At 40.9% G+C, this 19,759-nt stretch carries 31 protein-coding genes and 2 pseudogenes; 24 read left to right on the top strand and 9 right to left on the bottom strand.

The genetic code is table 11. From position 1 onward, the window contains the following. Positions 1-9 precede the first annotated feature (9 nt). The gene (locus tag MKP07_RS27655) at positions 10-936 is read left to right on the top strand and encodes a helix-turn-helix domain-containing protein (RefSeq protein ID WP_240850462.1); all 927 of its coding nucleotides are present in this window, start codon (positions 10-12) and stop codon (positions 934-936) included. 121 nt (positions 937-1,057) lie between these two features. Here MKP07_RS27655 and MKP07_RS27650 read toward each other — a convergent pair whose 3' ends face one another. From MKP07_RS27650 to MKP07_RS27640, 3 genes are all read right to left on the bottom strand, one after another. Beyond that, positions 1,058-1,624 carry a hypothetical protein gene (locus tag MKP07_RS27650; protein ID WP_240850461.1) on the bottom strand — a complete coding sequence of 189 codons (567 nt, stop codon included), beginning with the start codon at positions 1,622-1,624 and terminating at the stop codon, positions 1,058-1,060. 284 nt (positions 1,625-1,908) lie between these two features. Beyond that, on the bottom strand, positions 1,909-2,760 hold the full coding sequence (locus MKP07_RS27645) for a PAS domain-containing sensor histidine kinase (protein ID WP_240850460.1): 852 nt from the start codon (positions 2,758-2,760) through the stop codon (positions 1,909-1,911). A gap of 29 nt (positions 2,761-2,789) precedes the next feature. After that, positions 2,790-3,776, bottom strand: a complete 987-nt coding sequence (locus MKP07_RS27640; RefSeq protein ID WP_240850459.1) for a PAS domain-containing protein — start codon at positions 3,774-3,776, stop codon at positions 2,790-2,792. A 300-nt stretch (positions 3,777-4,076) separates the two neighbouring features. Here MKP07_RS27640 and MKP07_RS27635 point away from each other — a divergent pair, with 300 nt between their 5' ends. From MKP07_RS27635 to MKP07_RS27600, 9 genes and pseudogenes are all read left to right on the top strand, one after another. Next, the gene (locus MKP07_RS27635; protein ID WP_240850458.1) at positions 4,077-4,880 is read left to right on the top strand and encodes a helix-turn-helix domain-containing protein; all 804 of its coding nucleotides are present in this window, start codon (positions 4,077-4,079) and stop codon (positions 4,878-4,880) included. A 98-nt stretch (positions 4,881-4,978) separates the two neighbouring features. Then, the gene (locus MKP07_RS27630) at positions 4,979-6,052 is read left to right on the top strand and encodes a carboxypeptidase regulatory-like domain-containing protein (RefSeq protein ID WP_240850457.1); all 1,074 of its coding nucleotides are present in this window, start codon (positions 4,979-4,981) and stop codon (positions 6,050-6,052) included. Next, on the top strand, positions 6,013-7,443 hold the full coding sequence (locus MKP07_RS27625; protein WP_240850456.1) for an outer membrane beta-barrel family protein: 1,431 nt from the start codon (positions 6,013-6,015) through the stop codon (positions 7,441-7,443). Before MKP07_RS27630 ends, MKP07_RS27625 begins: the two co-directional genes overlap by 40 nt. Positions 7,444-7,520: 77 nt before the next feature. Further along, positions 7,521-7,853: an ArsR/SmtB family transcription factor gene (locus MKP07_RS27620; RefSeq protein WP_240850455.1), complete on the top strand. Its 333-nt coding sequence runs from the start codon at positions 7,521-7,523 to the stop codon at positions 7,851-7,853. A gap of 32 nt (positions 7,854-7,885) precedes the next feature. Next, the gene (locus tag MKP07_RS27615; protein ID WP_240850454.1) at positions 7,886-8,353 is read left to right on the top strand and encodes an SRPBCC family protein; all 468 of its coding nucleotides are present in this window, start codon (positions 7,886-7,888) and stop codon (positions 8,351-8,353) included. Positions 8,354-8,359: 6 nt separating this feature from the next. Then, the gene (locus tag MKP07_RS27610) at positions 8,360-8,743 is read left to right on the top strand and encodes a DoxX family protein (protein WP_240850453.1); all 384 of its coding nucleotides are present in this window, start codon (positions 8,360-8,362) and stop codon (positions 8,741-8,743) included. Between the two features lie 5 nt (positions 8,744-8,748). Next, a pseudogene (locus tag MKP07_RS43055) lies at positions 8,749-9,024 on the top strand (DUF1801 domain-containing protein); the annotation flags it as partial. A 176-nt stretch (positions 9,025-9,200) separates the two neighbouring features. Continuing rightward, the gene (locus tag MKP07_RS43050) at positions 9,201-9,326 is read left to right on the top strand and encodes a YdeI/OmpD-associated family protein (protein ID WP_394803709.1); all 126 of its coding nucleotides are present in this window, start codon (positions 9,201-9,203) and stop codon (positions 9,324-9,326) included. 38 nt (positions 9,327-9,364) lie between these two features. Continuing rightward, a pseudogene (locus tag MKP07_RS27600) lies at positions 9,365-9,927 on the top strand (DUF4256 domain-containing protein). A 53-nt stretch (positions 9,928-9,980) separates the two neighbouring features. Here MKP07_RS27600 and MKP07_RS27595 read toward each other — a convergent pair. The 4 genes from MKP07_RS27595 to MKP07_RS27580 all read right to left on the bottom strand — a co-directional run bounded on the left by MKP07_RS27595 (position 9,981) and on the right by MKP07_RS27580 (position 11,851). Next, on the bottom strand, positions 9,981-10,475 hold the full coding sequence (locus tag MKP07_RS27595; protein ID WP_240850450.1) for an SDR family oxidoreductase: 495 nt from the start codon (positions 10,473-10,475) through the stop codon (positions 9,981-9,983). Next, positions 10,472-10,735 (bottom strand): SDR family oxidoreductase, encoded by a 264-nt coding sequence (locus MKP07_RS27590; protein WP_240850449.1) that lies wholly within the window; start codon positions 10,733-10,735, stop codon positions 10,472-10,474. Before MKP07_RS27590 ends, MKP07_RS27595 begins: the two co-directional genes overlap by 4 nt. A gap of 71 nt (positions 10,736-10,806) precedes the next feature. Next, on the bottom strand, positions 10,807-11,265 hold the full coding sequence (locus tag MKP07_RS27585) for a Crp/Fnr family transcriptional regulator (RefSeq protein WP_240850448.1): 459 nt from the start codon (positions 11,263-11,265) through the stop codon (positions 10,807-10,809). A gap of 112 nt (positions 11,266-11,377) precedes the next feature. After that, a complete protein-coding gene (locus tag MKP07_RS27580) occupies positions 11,378-11,851 on the bottom strand; it encodes a Crp/Fnr family transcriptional regulator (protein WP_240850447.1) in 474 nt (157 codons plus the stop codon). A 539-nt stretch (positions 11,852-12,390) separates the two neighbouring features. Between MKP07_RS27580 and MKP07_RS27575 the strand changes: the two genes are divergently transcribed. Beyond that, positions 12,391-12,765, top strand: a complete 375-nt coding sequence (locus MKP07_RS27575; RefSeq protein ID WP_240850446.1) for a response regulator — start codon at positions 12,391-12,393, stop codon at positions 12,763-12,765. Between the two features lie 21 nt (positions 12,766-12,786). Here MKP07_RS27575 and MKP07_RS27570 read toward each other — a convergent pair whose 3' ends face one another. Beyond that, the gene (locus tag MKP07_RS27570) at positions 12,787-13,161 is read right to left on the bottom strand and encodes a response regulator (protein WP_240850445.1); all 375 of its coding nucleotides are present in this window, start codon (positions 13,159-13,161) and stop codon (positions 12,787-12,789) included. Between the two features lie 703 nt (positions 13,162-13,864). After that, entirely contained in the window at positions 13,865-14,074 is a 210-nt protein-coding gene (locus MKP07_RS27565; RefSeq protein ID WP_240850444.1) for a hypothetical protein, read from the bottom strand. Between the two features lie 331 nt (positions 14,075-14,405). Here MKP07_RS27565 and MKP07_RS27560 point away from each other — a divergent pair, with 331 nt between their 5' ends. The 13 genes from MKP07_RS27560 to MKP07_RS27500 all read left to right on the top strand — a co-directional run bounded on the left by MKP07_RS27560 (position 14,406) and on the right by MKP07_RS27500 (position 19,571). Next, complete coding sequence (locus MKP07_RS27560) at positions 14,406-14,609, top strand: RNA polymerase sigma factor (RefSeq protein ID WP_240850443.1); 204 nt, start codon at positions 14,406-14,408, stop codon at positions 14,607-14,609. Then, the gene (locus MKP07_RS27555; RefSeq protein WP_240850442.1) at positions 14,609-14,929 is read left to right on the top strand and encodes an RNA polymerase sigma factor; all 321 of its coding nucleotides are present in this window, start codon (positions 14,609-14,611) and stop codon (positions 14,927-14,929) included. Before MKP07_RS27560 ends, MKP07_RS27555 begins: the two co-directional genes overlap by 1 nt. Next, positions 14,913-15,104 carry a hypothetical protein gene (locus tag MKP07_RS27550; RefSeq protein ID WP_240851133.1) on the top strand — a complete coding sequence of 64 codons (192 nt, stop codon included), beginning with the start codon at positions 14,913-14,915 and terminating at the stop codon, positions 15,102-15,104. The genes MKP07_RS27555 and MKP07_RS27550 overlap by 17 nt, the downstream gene beginning before the upstream one ends. Positions 15,105-15,139: 35 nt before the next feature. Continuing rightward, a complete protein-coding gene (locus MKP07_RS27545; RefSeq protein ID WP_240850441.1) occupies positions 15,140-15,310 on the top strand; it encodes a hypothetical protein in 171 nt (56 codons plus the stop codon). After that, complete coding sequence (locus MKP07_RS27540; RefSeq protein ID WP_240850440.1) at positions 15,285-15,641, top strand: hypothetical protein; 357 nt, start codon at positions 15,285-15,287, stop codon at positions 15,639-15,641. Before MKP07_RS27545 ends, MKP07_RS27540 begins: the two co-directional genes overlap by 26 nt. A gap of 17 nt (positions 15,642-15,658) precedes the next feature. After that, positions 15,659-15,922: a hypothetical protein gene (locus MKP07_RS27535; RefSeq protein WP_240850439.1), complete on the top strand. Its 264-nt coding sequence runs from the start codon at positions 15,659-15,661 to the stop codon at positions 15,920-15,922. Beyond that, entirely contained in the window at positions 15,919-16,194 is a 276-nt protein-coding gene (locus tag MKP07_RS27530) for a hypothetical protein (RefSeq protein ID WP_240850438.1), read from the top strand. The genes MKP07_RS27535 and MKP07_RS27530 overlap by 4 nt, the downstream gene beginning before the upstream one ends. A gap of 107 nt (positions 16,195-16,301) precedes the next feature. After that, positions 16,302-16,664 (top strand): c-type cytochrome, encoded by a 363-nt coding sequence (locus MKP07_RS27525; RefSeq protein WP_240850437.1) that lies wholly within the window; start codon positions 16,302-16,304, stop codon positions 16,662-16,664. An 18-nt stretch (positions 16,665-16,682) separates the two neighbouring features. Next, positions 16,683-17,099 (top strand): OB-fold putative lipoprotein, encoded by a 417-nt coding sequence (locus MKP07_RS27520; protein WP_240850436.1) that lies wholly within the window; start codon positions 16,683-16,685, stop codon positions 17,097-17,099. A gap of 14 nt (positions 17,100-17,113) precedes the next feature. Then, a complete protein-coding gene (locus MKP07_RS27515; RefSeq protein ID WP_240850435.1) occupies positions 17,114-17,662 on the top strand; it encodes a YceI family protein in 549 nt (182 codons plus the stop codon). Between the two features lie 109 nt (positions 17,663-17,771). Then, positions 17,772-18,596, top strand: a complete 825-nt coding sequence (locus MKP07_RS27510; protein WP_240850434.1) for a DUF5777 family beta-barrel protein — start codon at positions 17,772-17,774, stop codon at positions 18,594-18,596. A gap of 46 nt (positions 18,597-18,642) precedes the next feature. Beyond that, the gene (locus MKP07_RS27505) at positions 18,643-18,942 is read left to right on the top strand and encodes a hypothetical protein (RefSeq protein WP_240850433.1); all 300 of its coding nucleotides are present in this window, start codon (positions 18,643-18,645) and stop codon (positions 18,940-18,942) included. A gap of 80 nt (positions 18,943-19,022) precedes the next feature. Next, positions 19,023-19,571, top strand: coding sequence for a COG4315 family predicted lipoprotein (locus MKP07_RS27500; RefSeq protein WP_240850432.1), 549 nt, complete (start codon positions 19,023-19,025; stop codon positions 19,569-19,571). The last annotated feature ends 188 nt before the right edge of the window (positions 19,572-19,759 follow it).

The following is a 19,759-nucleotide window of genomic DNA, read 5'->3' as shown; positions in this document are numbered from 1 at the left end:
ATACATTGAATGAAAAAAGAAGTATCCATCCATCAGCAATTTGCTTCAATATCAGAGGCGCATCGGTTAATGGGATTACCCCAACCAAAGCATCCGCTCATTAGCTTAATCAATGGCGAACATTTACCCATTTGTTCACAGGCACTGGGAAGTTCACATGTGCTGAGCTTTTATAAAATATCGTTTAAGCCACCGGCAAGCGCTAAGCTACGATATGGCCAGGACTATTATGACTTTAATGGTGGAGGACTTATGTTTGCAGCGCCACAGCAGGTAATCGGCGGTCATGCAGTTAAGCCCGAACCGGTTGGTAATTGCTATTTCACATTGCTTATACACCCCGATTTTTTCCTGGGTCACGCGTTGGCGCGCACTATAAAGCAGTATGGTTTCTTTTCTTATACAGCAAATGAGGCGCTGCATTTATCCGACGAAGAACAGGCTACTATTTTTTCATTGTTTGCTATGATGGATAAAGAGCTACAAAGCCGAATAGACGACTTTAGCCAGGAAATTGTGATCGCACAAGTAGAGCTACTGCTCAATTTTGCCAACAGGTTTTATAAGCGACAGTTTATTACGCGCAAAATAGCTAACAATAGCTTGCTGGAAAAACTCGAAACTTTGCTCGAAAATTATTTTACCAGCGAGGCTGCTTTAAACCAGGGTTTACCTACAGTAGCTCACCTGGCCGGTCAGCTCAACATTTCTCCCAGCTATCTTAGCGACATGTTACGTGCACATACAGGGCAAAATGCACAGCAACATATACACGCCCGGTTGATTGAAAAAGCAAAGGAAATGCTGTCTACCACCAATTTGTCGATAAGTGAAGTGGCTTATATGCTGGGGTTTGAATATGCCCAATCTTTCAGCAAGCTTTTTAAAACCAAAACCAGTTTATCGCCTCTTGAGTTCAGGCAACAGTTTAATTAATAGGTGAGCAACGGCCGAAGTCTTATTTTTATATTAAATTAAATAATAGGTAAAATTTTTTAAACCTTTGATAAATAATAATTAATGAGTTTTAATATAAAATTATTATTTATATTTAAAATTATACATTCTGCGAAAACCGCGGATTTTTAGCAGCATTAAAAAGCCTGCCGGAAACGAAAAACAGTACAGAGAAAAAAGCCCCTACTGCTAGTATTTCTTTGGATGAACTACCGGGATATTGATCCATACCTGCAAGTAAAGCAACACCGGTAAGCAGCATCAACATAGATACCATCGCGTACATAGTACGCTCCATACCAGCGGCTCTTAAACGCGAAACAGTAACACCGACAACTGCAACCAATACAATAATTCCATACATTATATTAGCAGCATTGGGTCCGCTGCCAATTAGACCCACGGCCATATTAACCCATATCATTAAAAACGTGGCCATCAGGGCTAAGGTGATAGCAATACGGTACACCCAATTGGGCGCAAATCGGTTGATGATTACATAGGATAGCCCGATGCCAAATATCAGAGCACCCATAATTAAAAAGTCGGCTGCACTCCAGTTTACCTGGCTGGTAAATTGCATGGAAATAAAAGGTACTAGCAGCAAAGCAATCGTAACTATTGCCACCGTTGTCAACGACCGGAATAATGTTGCCTGTTTTTTCATAATTATTGTATTATACGTTAATAAAGAATCTCTAATACAAAAGTACTTTGAAATACAAAGTAAACAATAAAAACAGTTAATTATTTTTTTAGTAGCCTATTTTTCGCCTAATTGATTAAATATTTCTTTCAATAACATACGGTCGGTATCTCCCCGCATCCGTGTGGTGAGTGTTGGTAACAGCAGTGGATTTAAGTGGAAGAAATTCAGAAGGGCCGAGACAATTTATGATATTTCACTGCGGGTAGTATGTATTCAAGTCAACTTACCTTTTTGCGAAGTAGTTACTCTTCTTTAAAAAGGTAGCAGAAACGAAAAAACAGACCCCTCTCCCTTTTTACTTTCAAGCGAAAAAGCACCCCCATGTCGTCGGATAATTTGCTCTGAAATATACAAACCCAGTCCCATACCCGGCGCCAGGTGGGTATGGACATCTGTAGTGCGAAAAAACCGTTCAAATACTTTTTGCTGGTCTTTTTCAGAAATACCCTCCCCTGGTCTTGAACACTAATGAGAATGCCCTCTTGTAAGGCCTCAGCTGCAATTCTAATTTGCGTACCTGGCGAAGAATACTTTATAGCGTTAGACAAGAGATTCGTAATCACCTGTCCTATCCTTTCCCGATCTATTTTTATGAGGGGCAGGTGCGCAGCTTCTAAAACCAGTGAATTAAGAGTTGTAGGCCTTATTTCTTCTATATGCTCCAATAGTAATTCGCATATATCTGTTTTTTCCAGCCGCAACTCCAATTTTCCTTCCTGCACGCGTGTAAGATCCAGTAATTGATTGATAAGGTTGATCAAGCGGTCAATTTGCCTGTTGAGCCTGGACAATAAGTCTCCATTCTGAGGGTCGCCCGATCGCTCAAGGTTTGCCTGTACCAGTTGCGCATAAGCTTTAATGCTAGTGACAGGTGTTTTAAGTTCGTGGCTGGCTGTACTGATAAACTCATCTTTTTGCCTCAGCAACTGCTTCAACTGCTGCTCGCTTTCCCTCAGTTCTTCAGTTGTTTGTTTTAATTCATTAATATCTGTTATTACCGATATAAAACCAAGTACAACGCCGGTATCATCGAGAAAAGGTACAGAACTAACTCGCGCCCAAACAGGCGCTGCATTATCCCCTAGATATTGCATTTCGAGAAAAGGTAGAATGGGATCTCCTCTCAAAGCCCTGGCTCCGGGATAATTATGTGGTTCAATCCTGCTCCCGTCAGGGTTAAAAGCCAGCCACTTGTCGACATTTTTTTATCACGCGAAGGCATGGCACCTGTTGGCAAAAAACGCCTCATTTCATCATTTAGTAAAACAGGCTCTCCCTTCATATCAAAAAAACCAAGGCCAATTGGTGAAGCTTTGAATATGCTGGCCAACAGTGTTTCACTTTGCTTTAGCTGGTCTTTAGTCTTTTGGGCCATCTTGTCTTTCAACTCTAACACTTCCTGCTCATTTTTTCTACGATCCGTGATATTATCGCAGGAAAACATCACGCCATCGTCTAATTTTGCTATTTTGTAATAAAGCCAGAGATCATATCCATCTGAGGAATAATGGAGTTCTGTCTGTTGCATTTCTCCCGTTTCCGCAGCCTTTACCATCAAATCAAATAAACCGCTGGTAGCTGTATAAGGAAAAGATTGCAACATACTTTTATGCGTTGCATCAAAACTGATTCTTATTGCAGCGTCGTTAAGCCAGTCGTACATAAAGTCAATGATCCGTCCCTCCGGGTTACGAATGGCAACCAGTTTTGCAAGTGCAATAGCCGATACATTAATAATTGCTTCCAGCCGGTTCTTGGCAGATTCCGTATCGAGCTGAGCCTTTTTCTGTGCAGTAATATCTCTGGTGGTCATGGTTACACCGTCGCCCTGCTTTACCAAAGCCTGATAAAACCACTGGCCCTCGAATTGTTCCTGATAATAATATTGTTCCTGTTCACTGGCTGTTCCGGTCTCCACTACCTGTATCATTCTACTGAAAATTCCTGAAGACAGCACACCAGGATTTTGCAGCAAAAGGCTTTTGCCGATTACGTCACCATTTTGTTGCCGGCCTTTTTTGTTCTGAACTTTCCAGATGAAATCAACAATAACCCCCGAATCATCTCTCACGGCATCAAAAGCCTGAATGATATCAAGAGAAGAGTCCAAAACAAAAGCAGCAAGGTTTCACCATCCTGTACCTGCCGGTTGAAACCCATTTCACCAGATTTGTCAGGAAAATACTCCTGGTGTTGACGATTGCTATAATTCATGACTGTTTTAACTAAAACAAGGTGTTGCTAATTTAGTAAACTCTATTGAACCAGGAGCGTGTAAACCTGAAAACAATTCCATCAGCCTAATAAAAGCACGTTAAATGATGTTAGACTTGCAAATAACTTACAATACTGGAAACTTTTTGTATTTTCCACACTTCAGTTTAACGGGTGAACTGACCTTTAAAAAAGAATGATGAATTATGCGATTGAGATAAAGGACAAGGCAAATAAAAAGGGTATTAAAATAGAAGCCTTCAGAAAAAATGTAAGAACAACAGTACCGCACAAACACCACAGTTATATTGAACTGGTATATTTATCCGCGGGTTCGGGCTATCACACTATTGATGCCGACACTCTTTTTATCAGGCCACCTGTTTTACATATTATTAAGCAGGACCAACTACACTTCTGGAATATGGATTCGGAGCCGGAAGGTTATGTGTTGATATTGAAAAAAACATTTGTTGACCAATATTTTGATCATGAGCTCAACTATTTACTGTCCCGGATAAGCGCTGATTGTGCGCTGAATATCGATTTGGAAGACGCACCGGTTATAGAATCTTTATTTGACTTATTAACCAGGGAAAATGCCGTAACAGAAAAACAAAATACTGTTTTGATACACCTTATGAAAGCGTTATTTACAAAACTATTGCAGCAGGCACTGTCTCCAGGCCAAAAATCGCGGGGAAGCTTATACCTGTCATTCCACGAACAGCTTGCTGCTTCGAATGAATTGATCAACAATGTTGCTTATTACGCGAGGCTGCTCCATACATCCCCTCAAAACTTAAATGCAGCTTGTAAAAAAGAAACCGGGAAACCTGCTTCAGTCATTTTATCAAAATATATAGTATCAGAAGCCTCGAGACTACTGCTATATACCCAACAGTCTGTTTCTGAAATTGCCTACCAGTTGGGCTTTAAAGACAATTCTCATTTTACTAAATACTTCAAAAAAATACGGGCTCTACCCCCTCACAACTAAGACACCCCTAACACTTTCGGCACACCAGTGTATTTTCAAATAGACCATTTTTTATTGTCCTGATTCATAAATTTTGCGGGCACAGAGAAATTTGAAATATGATGACACGGCTTATCTTTCTTTTATCCATGCTCCTTGCACAGTTATTTTGCATGGCGCAAACGATCACAATTAAAGGGCTTGTTATTGATAGCTCAGATCAAAAACCATTGAGCGACGTTACAGTACGTGTTGTCGAAAAAGCATCTGCTATTATGGCAAGCGGTACAACTGATCAACGCGGCGCTTTTTCAATAATGTTAATGGACAAACCGCCCGTAAAACTGAAACTAAGCCATGCGTCCTACGAAGAAGTTGAAATAACTTTACCGCTCTACACTGGTTCAAACTGGAATATAGGTACGATACAATTGGTGCCGCGGATACAGTCTTTGGCTGCCATAGTAGTGGATGGCCGAAAAGCACCGTCTTCTTTTAAGATTGACAGGCAGGTTTACCAGGCATCACAGTTTGGCAATGCCGCTAACGGAACCGGCGCACATGTATTAAGAAATTTACCCTCGGTATCCGTTAATGCCCAGGGCGATATTGCATTCAGAGGCTCGGGTAGCTTTTTGCTTTTATTAAATGGAAAACCTACACAGGCAGACCCCGCACTGGTGCTGGGACAGTTGCCGGCTGGCGCAATTGAGCGTGTTGAAGTAATCACCAGTCCTGGTGCCGCCTATGATGCCGACGGTAAAAGCGGGGTTATTAATATTGTAACGAAAACCGGCGTGGAAGATGGCTGGATGGTACAGGCTACTATAATGGGCGGAGCCCCGCCGTTAAATGACTTTGATAACAAACGGTACAATAAGCCTCAACGTTATGGAATAGATCTGGTAACGAGCTACAACAAAAAGAAATGGAACTGGAACCTGGGACTTAACTACCTGAGAAACGACATAGCCGGTTTTAGGGAAGGCGATGTATATACAATCAGCAATGGCATCAAAACGAGCTTTCCTTCTTCGGGTGAGCGCAGCTTCTGGCGTTATAATTACGGCGGAAGATTTTCTGTGAGTTTTAAACCAGATCCCCGTAACAGCTTTACAGGTGGTTTTTATACCGGCAAAAATTTCAGAGCCGGGTGGCTGATCTCGTGTACCACAATACAAGGCAAAACCTGAGTACGGGCAATCTGTCGTCTTTTACTTATTATAACGAGAATACACAGAACAAGGAAGGCATTTTTACGTTAGTGAACCTGGACTATAGCCATGATTTTAGCAAAGACTCGAGGTTAAGCTTTTCAGGATTATTTGAGCGTGCGGATCTTTCGGGAATCACCTATAATCTGAATGTGCAATATCCAAACATCAATGACACCATCCAATACACCGTCAATCCTAATACCAACCCGCTTAATGCCTACCGTGCTAAAATGGATTATCAGAAAACGATAGGAAGCTGCAGCTTTCAAACAGGTTACCAATTCAGATACGACCACCAGCAGGGTGAGTTTCTTTACCAAACCTTGGTCAATGGCAGCAAGCAGTTTGTTACGGATCCCAATTTCAGTAGCTCAGTACGTGTAAGTAACCGCATTCATGCAGGCTATGTACAATACAACGGTTCATCAAAAGCGTTCAACTATGCTGCAGGACTAAGATTGGAACGTTCTGAAAGAGATTTGCTATTATCTAATACGGGGCGTCAAAATCAATTGCGGCTTACCAACCTGTTCCCTTCATTTCAAATAAGATATGCCCTGTCTGAACACAGCATATTGAAGGTAGGTTATAACAAAAGGGTGAAACGCACCAATAATTTTGAACTGAATCCGGTGCCAGAGCGGGAACACTCCGAAACGCTGGAGCAAGGAGATCCTGATCTGTTGCCGGAGTTTACCGGTACTTATGAAGCGGGTATTGAATACAGTTTTGGAAAGAACACACTGTTTGCAACCCTTTATCATCAAAGAATTGCCAATCCTATACAAAGGGTGAATAGCGTTTTTGCAGATACTATACTAAACCGCGTATTTACTAATGCCGGCAGCGCTTTACAAACCGGTCTGGAAGCCAACCTGAATATCGGGCTAGGAAGGGTGTGGCAATTTATATTGGGGGGCAATTTGTACGATTACCAGATTAAAGGAAGGATATTCAACGGAGCATTACAGGTGCAAAACCGCAGCCTGGTTTATAGCATCAATAGTACCCAATCATTTAACCTACCTCAAAACTGGCTGCTGCAACTCAGTATCAATTATATTTCTCAGCGGGCTACCGCCCAGGGTGAAGATGGCGCCTTCCTTACCCCTCATTTCACCGTTAAAAAAACAACGGCGAATAAACGATGGTACTTCCAGTTTCAGTGGCTGAATATGGATGCTGGTTTAAATATCTCCAATCGACAACGCATCACCACCTGGGGTAATGACTTTTATACTACTACACATTATATCTACGAGCCTGATCAACTACAATTTTCCGTAGGATTTAATCTGTCACGCAAAAACCGCAAAATAGTACTCCCCAAAGTGAAATGGGCGAAAAAGAATTTTAATCTTTTATAGATCCGGTCACCTTCTTTTAAAAATAAATTTGCGTAGTCAAATAACTACACATAAATTTGTAGCCAAATAGCTACATAATGAACCTGAGAAGAGACGTATTTCAAGCCATTGCCGATCCTACACGGAGAGCCATATTATTATTGTTGACAGTTACGCCATCACTTACGGCGGGCGCTATTGCAGCCAACTTCGATACAGCCAGGCCTACGGTATCAAAACATTTGCAAATACTCACAGCCTGTGAACTGCTGCAGTCGGAACAAAATGGCCGTGAAATGTATTATCAATTAAACGCTGAAAAAATGAAAGAGATTGATGATTTTATAGAGCCCTTTCGTCAAATGTGGGATGACCGCTTCAGTAAACTGGAAGCAATTATGAAGCAAAGAGCAAAAAAGAAACATGATTAAACAACTCGATTATACTAAATAAGCCACTACCAATGGAAAGAAAAACAAAAATACATGCAGAAAAGGACAGGCAGGAATTAACCATAACCCGGGAGTTTGATCTGCCGGTAGAATTATTGTGGGAAGCACATACCGATGCCGCTATTATAGAACAGTGGATGGGTAATAAGGTACTGAAATTTGAAGCAGTACCACACGGAGGATACCAGTTTGAGACGACTGACGCCAACGGAAATATGCTGTTCCGTGCGAATGGAGTGATACACTCTTTAATACCTAACCGGAAAATGGTGCGCACTTTTGAAATGGAAAATGTGCCTTTTGATGTACAACTGGAATACCTGGAATTTGAGCCTTTAACTGCTGATACCAGTAAACTGACTATGCAGATAATATACCGGTCTGTAGAGCTTCGTGAGCAACAATTAAAAATGCCTTTTGAATATGGTATCAATATGGCGCATGACCGCCTTGAAAAAATAGCGCCCACCTTAAAATAACCCATTATGTTAAAAAGAAACAAGATCATTTACTGGATTAGCACGGCCTGGCTCGCATTAGGCATGCTATCTACCGGAATTGTGCAGGTAATTCAACTAAAGGCAGAAACCGCAATGATGATAAGGTTGGGATATCCTGCATACTTCTTAATCATTATAGGAGTATGGAAAATACTGGGTGTGATCGTTGTGCTATTACCCAGATTGCCCTTACTGAAAGAATGGGCTTATGCGGGCTTTTTCTTTGTAATGTCGGGGGCTGTATTTTCGCATTTGGCTGCCGGCGATGCAGCCAAAGACTTGTTCGGCCCGGTATTGCTGCTGATACTTACTTTTGTATCCTGGTATTTCAGACCGGTAAACAGAAAGGTTGTTTTGCAAAATCACTAATAGTTATGAATCCAAAAGTTGATTTCTTCTTTGATAAAGATGGAGCCTGGCAGTCGGAGTTTTTACATATGAGGGAGCTTGCGCTTGACTGCGGGTTAGCAGAAGAATTAAAATGGGGACAGCCCTGCTACTGCCTGGGCAAAGCCAATATTATTTTAATACATGGCTTTAAAGAATATTGTGCGATCCTGTTTTTCAAGGGCGCTTTACTAAAAGATCCTGAACGGATATTGATCCAGCAGACTGAGAACGTACAGTCGGCAAGGCAATTACGATTTACCAGCTTAAAAGAAGTAAAGCAAAAGGCAAAAGCTATCAGGTCTTATATTTATGAAGCAATTGAGGTAGAAATGATGGGCTTAAAGGTTCCTTTGAAAAAGACAGAAGCATTTGAAGTTCCGGATGAATTTAAAGAACAGCTGGATAAAAAGCCTCCATTAAGAAAAGCTTTTGAGGCATTAACGCCGGGAGGCAGCGCGCTTACCTGTTTCATTTCGCCCAGGCTAAACAATCAAAAACAAGAGCAGCACGGGTAGAAAAATATATACCTCTGATAATGGAAGGAAAAGGATTGGATGATTGATCAATGGATTATTATCCTTTAAATAATAATGGTACATTATGAAAAATAAAAAAGAACTCCCTGCTTCTGTAAAAGATGAACTTTTAGGCATTCTAAAGAAGCGGTTTGAGAAAAATAAGAACCGGCATAAAAGTATTGACTGGGAAAAGGTTGCAGTGAAGCTTGAAGCAAATCCAGCCAAATTATGGTCTTTAAATGAAATGGAGATAACCGAAGGAGAACCGGATGTAGTAGGCGTTGATCAGAAAACCGGGGAGTATATTTTCTACGATTGTTCAGTTGAAAGTCCCAAAGGCCGTAGAAGTATCTGCTATGATGGCGATGCATTGGCGTCGAGGAAAGAACATAAACCTAAAGACAGTGCATTGGGCATGGCAGAGGATATGGGCATTGAAATACTTACAGAAGAACAGTATAGAGAGCTCCAGCAATTAGGTAATTTTGATTTAAAAACCTCTAGCTGGATCCTAACTCCGGCGCCCATTAGAAAACTAGGAGGCGCTCTTTTTGCGACCGGCGATATGATGCCGTTTTCCTTTACCATAACGGAGCTGAATCTTATTATGGAGCAAGAGGATTTCGCGGCTCTTTAAAAGTATAACCCCAAAATTAAGCCCGGCAAAATCCGGGCTTAATTAATAAAAAAGCTCGTCACTAACGTTGATTCGCAGTGTCTGCTATCCACTCAGCATAGTGGCTCGCTCCTAAATAAACCGGCGATTGTGGCGCCAATGTATCTTTTTCTAAGGGTGAACCTGAATATAAAGCTTTTGCGTCTGCTACCACTTCAATCCCCTTGCCGGTAACTTTTATATAATCACCGATCCAGCCTGCCATACCGAATTTTTCAGGCCCGCCTATCTCGAGTATAGAATTAGCTGGTTGCTCTAAAGCCGTTTTAGCCAGGAAGCTTACCACATCTTTACTTGCAATGGGTTGAATATTGGCATCAGGCACAACCACTTTTCCTTCGGCTGCACTCATTTGCACAATGCTACCTGCAAACTCAAAAAACTGTGTGGCATGAACAATAGTGTAAGGTATGCCTGAAGCTTTGATCATATCTTCCTGTACCTGTTTGGCACGGAAATAACCACTTTCCTGAAGTTGGCTGGTGCCCACTACCGATAAGGCGATATGATGCTTCACCCCGCTTCTTTTGCGGCCTCCAGCAAATTCCCGTTAGAAGTTTTAAAGAAGTTCATCACTGCTGTTGCTTCGAAAGAAGGCGAATTCGAAACGTCGATAACTACATCCGCATTTACTAAAACTTCTTTTACGCCTTCGCCAGTAAGTGTATTTACACCAGAGCTGGGAGAAGCAGCGATGACCTCATGTGCTGTCTGCCGTAATTGATTTACCAATTGACTACCAATAAGGCCGGTACCGCCGATAATAACTATTTTCATCTTTGTTTTTTTAGAGGTGATTTGTATAACACAAAGATGAGCGGCAGTTCGGCTGAAAAACTTAAGCTGGTTTAAGAAATACTTAGCTGCTTTAATTTCATCAACTCCTCTAAACTAACCTGCATATAAGATGCAAAAATTGCGTCTGGAATCCGGCTGATGATTTCCGGATAAGTATTTTGAAAATACCGGTAAAAATCTATTTTTGGCAAGGTCGCATAGGTTTTTTGCTTGAGCTGGGCGGCGCCGTAGGCCCGCTCATGAATTTTGTTGAAATAGAGCGCAACAACCCGAAATTGATTTAAAAGCGCTTCATATTGTTGGCGGCTCATTACAATGAGTTCGGCATCCTCCATGGCTGCTATGCTGTAAACAGCAGGACTACCTGTAGCAAAGGTTTTATAATCTGTGAGCCACCAGTTTTCCAGCGCAAAATGAATAACCTGACGGGTATCTTCCTGTTCATAATACAAATAAAGAGCACCCTTCACCACAAAATAGATGAATTCACAATGCTCATTCTCTCTCAAAAGAATTTCTTCTTTTTCACAGCGCGAACTTGTATAAAAGGCTGCAGATCTTCCTTACTGAAGTCGCTGCCAGGCAGCAGGTTTTGTATATGTTGCAGCAGGCTGTCTATCATTATTTTTTTACCTTTCTGTTTTTACGTAGTTCGCTTAGATATTCAGGCGTAAATCCTAGAAATGAAGCCATTACTTTTTGAGGTATGCGTTGTAAAAAATCCGGATATTTCGACTCAAAGTTCTCATAAAACTCTTGCTTAGGCATACGTGAGATCAATTGAATACGCAATAATGATGCAGCGTAAGCGCGTTCATACACCCTTCTGAAATATTCCTCCATTATTGAATTGTCTCGCAGGAGTAACTCATAGTTTTTGTAAGAGATGCATAAAACCTCGGTCGGTTCCAGTGCCTGTATAGCATAACCCGAATTCTTCCCGGAGCGAAAAGCATCCAGATCGGTCATCCACCAATTCTCCAGGGCAAACTGCAAAGTTTGCTCAACGCCGTTTGCATCCGTGAAATATAAACGAAGACAACCTTTTACTACAAAAAAATAAGTCGTACAGCGTCTGCCTTCTTCCAGCAACATTTCCTTTTTCGAAATGAATAGGCCTCAAAAAATGATAATATTTTTGCAGCGTCCGTTACAGGCTGAGCGTTGATTTTGTTTATATGTTGTATAACTGGATGCAATGAATAAAACCGCTTATGACCGGCGAAAGCAAATCTAATTAAAATATGCATCCGCTATTTGTCGAATGCGATGATATTGTTGCTAAACAAAGCGAGCTTTTAGCAACGGAGACGCAGTAGCTTTTTATAAAGCCAAAATTGATGTAAATACGGCAGGATATATAAAGGACATCCTTTCATGAAAACCTGACGAATAAGTATGTACTTTTGCGCAACCTGGCTTTCAGGAATAATTACCTTCAATAAACATGAGCCTTCTAAGTTGCCAATATAGCCAAACACACCTTCAACGGTTTGTTCAAGAACTGCAACTGTCTACTTTGCATACAAAGCAGGCAAAGCTTAACGGCGTTTTACCGTTCAAGGGAAAACCGGACATTAAAGGGCGTCAATACGAAGGAATAGAAATTTTTATATAAAAGAGCTCTGGCAAGCATGAGAAAAAGAATCCTGATAGCCGATGACAATCCCGGCATTCTCGAAGTAGTAAGCATTATATTGGAGTCTGAAGGCTATGAGGTGACATCGACAGTAGATCCATTACATGTTTTACAGGTGCAGGAAGATCCTCCAGGCCTTATTTTATTGGATATATGGATGGGGGGCACAGATGGACGTCATATTTGTAAGCAACTAAAATCGGACGACTTAACCCGTAATATCCCGGTTATTCTGATGTCGGCCAATAGCGATATCAGGAGCATAGCGGAAGAATCGGGTGCAGACGGGTTTATTGCTAAACCCTTTGAAATAGACGATCTGATTAACCATATACAATCCGTTTATGCTTCGGCCAATCAGGGAAATTAGTAGATTTTCGCGAACGTATAATTATTTTAATTTCAAAACGGTATTGATTGCCTCGGCCAGGTGATCGAGATCGAAAGGTTTGGCAAGGAAATGTTCCGCGCCTGCGGTACTTGCCAGTTTAGAAATTTCGCTGTTCGCGGAAAAATAAATAACAGGAATATTTTTTAACGAATTGTCATTTTTAATTTCCTGGGTAGCAACAATACCGCCCTTGGGAGGGATCCAGTTATCCATGAATATAACCTGTGGCTTACATTCTTTAAGCTTATTAACTATATCATCGCAATTAGCAAAAGTGCTCACCTCCCAACCCTGATCCTGCAATACATAATGACAAATGGATAAGATATCTTCATCATCGTCAAATATGGCTAAACTTTTAATCTCCTCATTCATAAAGCGTGAAGTTAACGACTTATTATTGACGAAGATTTAATCCGGAATAATTTTCATTTGAATGAACTAACATTTTTTTAGAGTCATTTAAAAATTTGTAAAAAAACCATTGTTATATTAATTACGTAAATAAGTAAGTATCATGTTATTTGTTAAACAGCTGTTTACATAAATCATTTAATTAGAGAATGTTAAAAATGTCAGGATTACTTTTTTTGTATTAATGTGTGATTATCTGTAATTTACGTACTTTTAAGTATAGAAAAAGCCCTCTCTGAAACAGAGGAGTTGCCCATTCCCGGCGTAAGCCGGGTTTTTGTGTTAACCCTCTATTAACACAATACGAATATAAGTAATGTGACCAAATATCACATTATTTTTAATCAGCCATAGAGCTTTGAAAAACAGTTTTATCACACTTTAAAGTTTTCAAGCAAGAGTAAACGCTTTGATAAAGAATTTTAGGCACATTGATGCAGGTGGACGACGAATTAGGCTTAGTTTAAAATTGAAAGAAAATCCTTATGATAGCAAACTGCTGATTTGACAAAATTATCTGGCGAGGTTGTTTTGGTTCAACATTGTTTAAATTGTAAACTGGAAAGGGAATGTGTCAAAAAGTTTACGATTATGAAAGAAATCCGAACACAGTGTATAATATCGTAAGAGAGGTGCAAGATTAGTAGGTTAGTTTCCTTCATACCTAAGCATACTGATTAACACGCTTACACATATACATTAACTCATCAATATCTTCTACCCCTTTCACTTTGATATCGGTAACAAACACGTTAACCACTACCCCCGCACTTACATGTACTTTAACCATTCCATGTGCATATTCATCAAAAGTCGCCGGATTATTTTTTAACTCAATGAAGCCATTGTTGAGAATATCGTTCAGTGTAGTCATGCTTAAGTATTTATGATTAGCTTAAATAGTTTACTTTTTCTGTAAGGCAAAGCATATGCCAAATAAAATGAGCTATCGAATATCCTCTGAGCTCCGGCGACTCTTTTTCGATGATCTGGAAAATAAAAGATTTTCACTTTACCTAAACTTCAATCCTGCTTGCAAACATTTTTTGGGTTTTAAATAAAAACAATACATAAAGCAACCATTTATTTAATCTTGCTGTATATACAAATGTTGAAACATTAATTAAATCACGCAAACACTTTTGAGAATAGCTTTAAGTACTGACCATAGCCTCTATGACCTCATATTGGGCTGCAAGCAAGATATGCCTGTTGCACAGAGGCTATTGTACGAACGTTTTTTTGGTTTTGGATTGTCGGTATGCCTGCGTTACGCCAAAAACAATGACGAGGCTATGGAAATATTAAATGATGGATTTGTAAAGGTTTTCAGAAGCATTTCGGGATTTGCAGAACCCGGCGGCGATGATGAATTATCCAGGTTGTTTATGAGTTGGTTAAAAAAATAATGATCAATACAGGTATCAACTACTTCAAAGCAGTGCATAAAGTTTCTGCTATTCATGTAGCGGAGGCCCTGGATAATACAGATGCCTACGCCCGACATACCGATTCTGATCAGCTGGCATATGAAGAACTGGTGAAACTGATACAGAGGTTGAGTCCAGCGTATCGAAATACATTTTGCCTGTATGTAATTGACGGATACCGGCATGAAGAAATTGCGGGTATGATGGGCATTTCTGTTGGGGCTTCAAAATCCAACTTACTAAAAGCCAGAAAAAATTTACGAAAAATGCTAGAAGTTGCCAATGCCGAAAAAGTATAAAAATATGACAGACGAAGAGCTTGACAGGCTTTTTAGGGATGCAGCAGAAAATTTCAGGAACAGCAATCCTCCGGAGGGAGCATGGGAAGTATTTTATACAAAGAACGCGCAGCAACTAAAAGATAAGGGAGCGACCTCAGTAGAAGACCTTGATAAAAAATCACTCCTTTTCTAACATGGACTAAGGCATACAAGGTTGCGGCGGTCCTGTTGATTCTTTTTGCTGCCTGCTCTATCGTTTGGGTCATCGTTTCAAAACAAACAACGGACGGGGCTATTGCCACTAAGCAACCTAAACCCAATGCATCTAATGACACAGCTACAGCTTTGACAATGGATATAGCCAAAGATACCAGTGGCATTTCTCCCAGGCTTTTTTAATGAAGGAGATCCGTCTATCGCAGCCGGGCATTTAACTGATGCATCGAATAAAAGTTCCCATAACCAGCCCCCTCATGTAGTGTACGGAGGCCGTAATAGTTCATCCAATATTGGAAGAGATGCGGTTATACCTCCTATAGCTGTTTTACCGGGGCAAAAAGATAATTCTATTACAAACCATGAGCAGCAAGGCGATCGTAAAAAGATAGACCTTGCAACAGATCCAAGGGGAAACTCCATTAAAGACAACTATACCACAAATAACTTTTTTGCAACGGGGAAAGAACCGCAAAAAGAAGCAGCTCAGGCAGATGGCAGCTGGGGCTTGTAGGTGGCGCTAATATAGCAATGGTAAAAGGAGATGTTTCTTCCACTCCGGGACTTAATACAGGCATCCTGGTTCAGCATAGGATCAATGATTCGAGGGTGTCGATTGAGTCGGGAGTTATTTATGAGAACATGACCTATGCTGTAGCAAATGAGTACTTTAACCCGGGCGGCAGGCCTGTTTCATCGAAAGTGTCTAACATTTCGGGGTCTTGTACTATGATTGACGTACCGGTTAACGTACGCTATGACATGGTTCATTCTAAAAAAGAAAAGCTTTTGTGAGCACCGGCGTGTCGCCCACGGTAATGGTTAAGCAAAGTTATGTGTATGATTATACCGATGAAAACGGCACACGTCTTATAGACCGGGATGTTACGGGTCAGGGAAAGAACTTTTATGCCGTGGCCAATGTGTCGGTAGGCTATGAACAAAAATGGAACAAGACTTCGGTACAGGTAGCCCCTTATTTAAAAATACCTATGAGCGAAATAGGGTACGGAAATCTTAGCCTGGGCGGTATTGGCACACAGGTATCTATTAAAAGAGACTTATAGAAAAGAGACCTCTTTAAACTTATCACAGTACAGGTTCAATAAAAAATTGATGTCGTAGCATCAACATGCCCTCTATTGCCCGATATTTTTTAAACTAAAAACTATAAATGATGAAAACTACAAAAACGGTATTCTTAAAACTTGCATTGATGTACACGTCATCCCTGGTGCTTAGTTGTTCGGCCGATAAAGAAGATGTGGTCACTCCTCCTCCTAATCCCCCGGCTGCAGAAGTAAAATTCTCAACACAGGTTCTACCTATTTTTCAAACCAGCTGTAGCGGATGCCATGGAGTTACTAATCCACCAAACGGCATTTCACTAACCAGCTTTGCCCAGATATCAGCTAATGCTACCGCAGCTTACAACGCAATACAAGCAGACCGTATGCCCAAAGGAGGCCCTGCTTTATCAGCCACCCAAAAGGCGCTGATCAAAGCCTGGATAGATGCAGGTAAGAAAGACAATTAATCACGAATACATTGAATTATGAATTGGAAAAAAGTTTTGGTAACGCTGTTCATTACGGTACTCATTGCTGCGGGACTGGCCCTCTGTTTTTATTATAAAAAGCCACCTGACATAAGAAAGTCCGCTGCCTATTATGAGACAACGGCTTCTGCTTTACTCGCTGATTTTGATAAGGACGAATCGACCGCCAACGCCAAATACCTTGATAAGGTTATTGTGGTTGAGGGCGTTATCAGTAAGATAGATGCCGATAGCAGCAATCCCACTGTTTTCCTCGAAACGGGTAATCCAATGGCATCGGTTAACTGCAGTTTTTATGAAACAGAAAGCGCAGCTCTCAGAAGCCTTCAAGCCGGAGCCACCGTAAAAATCAAAGGCGTATGTACGGGTAGGTTGATGGACATAGTGCTTAACAAATGCAGTATCACCCAATAATTTAAAACAACGACATGAAAAAACTATTAACCTTATGCTCGGTGGTCCTGATCACTGTATTTCAGGTTTCAGCCCAGAAATATTTTACAAAAAACGGTATCATCAGTTTTAGTGCAGGCACCGCGCTGGAAGACATTGACGCTATCAACAAATCAGCTACAAGTGTTATTGATGCAGCAACCGGCAAAATAGAATTAGCTGTTTTGATAAAAGGCTTTGAATTTAAGCGCGACCTGATGCAGGAACATTTTAATGAAAATTACATGGAAAGCAGTAAATACCCTAAGGCCGTATTTAAAGGTAGTATAGCCGAAACTATCAATTTTAATAAACCGGGTGTTTATAACGCCACCGTTAAAGGCATTATGGAGATTCATGGTGTAAAGAAAGAAACTATTGCTAAAGGTACTATAAAAGTAAGTGCTCAATCGGTCCAGGTGATATCCGTGTTTAATCTTAATACCAACGATTTCAAAATAACCATACCGGGCGTGGTGAGGGATAAAATATCGCCGTTAGTTAAGGTGTCAGTGAATTGTAATTATACACCATTCAATAAATAGCTATGAAAAAAGTCAAAAAATATTCCATCGGAAACGACCAGGGTACTTCGTAATCCTGCTGCTGCTTTCCTTTGCACAAAATATATCAGCCCAGGATGATCTTTTATCGTTGGTTGACTCAACAGATGAAAAATCAGAACCGGTTACAGGCGCCTTTAAATCCAGCCGTGTCATCAACGGCCACTCGATGGATTTTATTGGCCGGAATGTACTGGATGTTCGCATCCTGCACCGTTTTGGTATTATTAAGGATGGCATCGGCGAATTGTTTGGACTGGACCAGGCAAGCATGAGACTTGGATTTGATTATGGAATCACCAAAAACCTAACCATAGGTGTTGGACGCAGCACTCTGGCTAAGGAGCTTGATGGTTTTATCAAGTACAGGCCAATTCAACAATCTAAGGGAAAAAGAAACATACCGGTATCTGTAATATTGGTAGCTGGAAGTACTATTGCTACTGCACAATTGGCTTCGGATGCCGCACTAACGGATACTAAACATCGCATAGCTTACTACAGCCAGGTAATTATTGGGCGTAAGTTTAACGATCTCTTTAGCCTGCAGCTCTCTCCTACCTATGTACATCGGAATGCCGTTCCGGCTACCACAGATTTTAATGATACCTATGCGCTTGGTATAGGTTCAAGGGTTAAGCTTTCAAAACGTGTAGCGTTTGTTGCCGACTATCATTACGTTATTTCAGGTCTTGATAAAGATGCATATAGTAATCCGCTGTCCATTGGTTTTGATATAGAAACGGGCGGGCATGTGTTTCAACTACATTTTTCCAATGCCACGGGCATGAATGAAAAAGCCTTTATCACCAATACCACTAATAGCTGGGGACACGGAGAGATCAGGTTTGGATTTAATCTTTCGCGCGTTTTTACCATGGGCAAAAAGAAAATGGCCGGCGAATTACACCCATAAATTCGGCAGCAGTACCACAATCCTATTTCATCTAAAAGATAATACCATGGACACACAAATTACTCTTATAAAAGGAAGAAACATACAAGCCTCTCTACAACAACTCATCCTGTTAATTATCCCAGTCGTATTGTTCAGTTGTCATCATAAAGATGACTATACACCACCTAAAACCTATGTGGTTCAGTTGCAAAACAACGCTACACTTGGCAGTTATTTGACGGATAAAGATGGGAGAACATTGTATTTTTTGCTAATGACTCTGCGTCTGTTAACACCTGCGCCGGAGGCTGTGCGCTACTATGGCCCGTTTTTAACGCACCATCTATTTCGGCAACAGACTTAGGTGCAGGCCTAAACCTTGCCGACTTTAGCCAGATCACTACCGCCGCTAATGTTAAACAAACCACTTATAAAGGAAGACCCTTGTACTACTACGCTCCTGTTTCAGGGGGAACCAATACGCCGGAAGTTGCCGGGCTTACCGGCGGGGAAGCATTTGGAGGAGTTTGGTTTGTAGCTAAGCCCGATTATACCATTATGCTAACCCGGGCGCAGCTGGTAGGTAAGGACACTAAAAAATATACTTTTGATACTACAGGCACACCTACGCCCACATACACAGAAAACAATGGAAAATCCATATACTTTACCGATGCCAAAGGTGTTACCTTATATATTTTCAGGCCTGACAAGCAAAATAAAAACACTTACACGAGTGCCACTGACCTGGCTAAAAATGCGGTCTGGCCCATTTATGAAATGGACAAAATTGTAGTACCCTCGGCACTTGATAAATCTTTATTTGGAGTAATCGATGTATTCGGTAAAAAACAGCTCACTTATAAAGGATGGCCTTTATACTACTTTGGAGAAGATGCCATGGCTATGGGCGCCAATAAGGGCGTATCAGTACCAGGTCCGGGCATATGGCCCGTTGCCACACGTGGTTTACGCCTGGCTCCTGCTCAGTAATGCACACTCCGTAAGGGATTCCATTAGACCACCCCGAGCCCGGTTTTTTTAATATTTTGTCGAATTGTGCCAAAATATTGAAAAGCTGGCTGTATAGCTTCCATTCCAACCAATTCGCACAAGTAATTAAAGTCAGTTATCTTGATAAAAGGTAGCTGACTTTCTTTTTTGTAATGTCCATTTTATAT

The organism is Paraniabella hibiscisoli, assembly GCF_022512515.1.
GTDB lineage: Bacteria > Bacteroidota > Bacteroidia > Chitinophagales > Chitinophagaceae > Niabella > Niabella hibiscisoli.
Note: the sequence above shows the minus strand (reverse complement) of the source record. Positions and strands in the feature narration are given on the sequence as shown.

Excerpts from the sequence above, each read along its gene's own strand:
- MKP07_RS27655 (WP_240850462.1), top strand. The coding sequence starts at position 10 with ATGAAAAAAGAAGTATCCATCCATCAGCAATTTGCTTCAATATCAGAG.
- MKP07_RS27650 (WP_240850461.1), bottom strand. The coding sequence starts at position 1,624 with ATGAAAAAACAGGCAACATTATTCCGGTCGTTGACAACGGTGGCAATA.
- MKP07_RS27645 (WP_240850460.1), bottom strand. The coding sequence starts at position 2,760 with ATGCAATATCTAGGGGATAATGCAGCGCCTGTTTGGGCGCGAGTTAGT.
- MKP07_RS27635 (WP_240850458.1), top strand. The coding sequence starts at position 4,077 with ATGATGAATTATGCGATTGAGATAAAGGACAAGGCAAATAAAAAGGGT.
- MKP07_RS27630 (WP_240850457.1), top strand. The coding sequence starts at position 4,979 with ATGATGACACGGCTTATCTTTCTTTTATCCATGCTCCTTGCACAGTTA.
- MKP07_RS27620 (WP_240850455.1), top strand. The coding sequence starts at position 7,521 with ATGAACCTGAGAAGAGACGTATTTCAAGCCATTGCCGATCCTACACGG.
- MKP07_RS27615 (WP_240850454.1), top strand. The coding sequence starts at position 7,886 with ATGGAAAGAAAAACAAAAATACATGCAGAAAAGGACAGGCAGGAATTA.
- MKP07_RS27610 (WP_240850453.1), top strand. The coding sequence starts at position 8,360 with ATGTTAAAAAGAAACAAGATCATTTACTGGATTAGCACGGCCTGGCTC.
- MKP07_RS27590 (WP_240850449.1), bottom strand. The coding sequence starts at position 10,735 with ATGAAAATAGTTATTATCGGCGGTACCGGCCTTATTGGTAGTCAATTG.
- MKP07_RS27580 (WP_240850447.1), bottom strand. The coding sequence starts at position 11,851 with ATGTTGCTGGAAGAAGGCAGACGCTGTACGACTTATTTTTTTGTAGTA.
- MKP07_RS27575 (WP_240850446.1), top strand. The coding sequence starts at position 12,391 with ATGAGAAAAAGAATCCTGATAGCCGATGACAATCCCGGCATTCTCGAA.
- MKP07_RS27570 (WP_240850445.1), bottom strand. The coding sequence starts at position 13,161 with ATGAATGAGGAGATTAAAAGTTTAGCCATATTTGACGATGATGAAGAT.
- MKP07_RS27565 (WP_240850444.1), bottom strand. The coding sequence starts at position 14,074 with ATGACTACACTGAACGATATTCTCAACAATGGCTTCATTGAGTTAAAA.
- MKP07_RS27560 (WP_240850443.1), top strand. The coding sequence starts at position 14,406 with ATGCCTGTTGCACAGAGGCTATTGTACGAACGTTTTTTTGGTTTTGGA.
- MKP07_RS27555 (WP_240850442.1), top strand. The coding sequence starts at position 14,609 with ATGATCAATACAGGTATCAACTACTTCAAAGCAGTGCATAAAGTTTCT.
- MKP07_RS27550 (WP_240851133.1), top strand. The coding sequence starts at position 14,913 with ATGCCGAAAAAGTATAAAAATATGACAGACGAAGAGCTTGACAGGCTT.
- MKP07_RS27535 (WP_240850439.1), top strand. The coding sequence starts at position 15,659 with ATGGTAAAAGGAGATGTTTCTTCCACTCCGGGACTTAATACAGGCATC.
- MKP07_RS27525 (WP_240850437.1), top strand. The coding sequence starts at position 16,302 with ATGATGAAAACTACAAAAACGGTATTCTTAAAACTTGCATTGATGTAC.
- MKP07_RS27520 (WP_240850436.1), top strand. The coding sequence starts at position 16,683 with ATGAATTGGAAAAAAGTTTTGGTAACGCTGTTCATTACGGTACTCATT.
- MKP07_RS27515 (WP_240850435.1), top strand. The coding sequence starts at position 17,114 with ATGAAAAAACTATTAACCTTATGCTCGGTGGTCCTGATCACTGTATTT.
- MKP07_RS27505 (WP_240850433.1), top strand. The coding sequence starts at position 18,643 with ATGGACACACAAATTACTCTTATAAAAGGAAGAAACATACAAGCCTCT.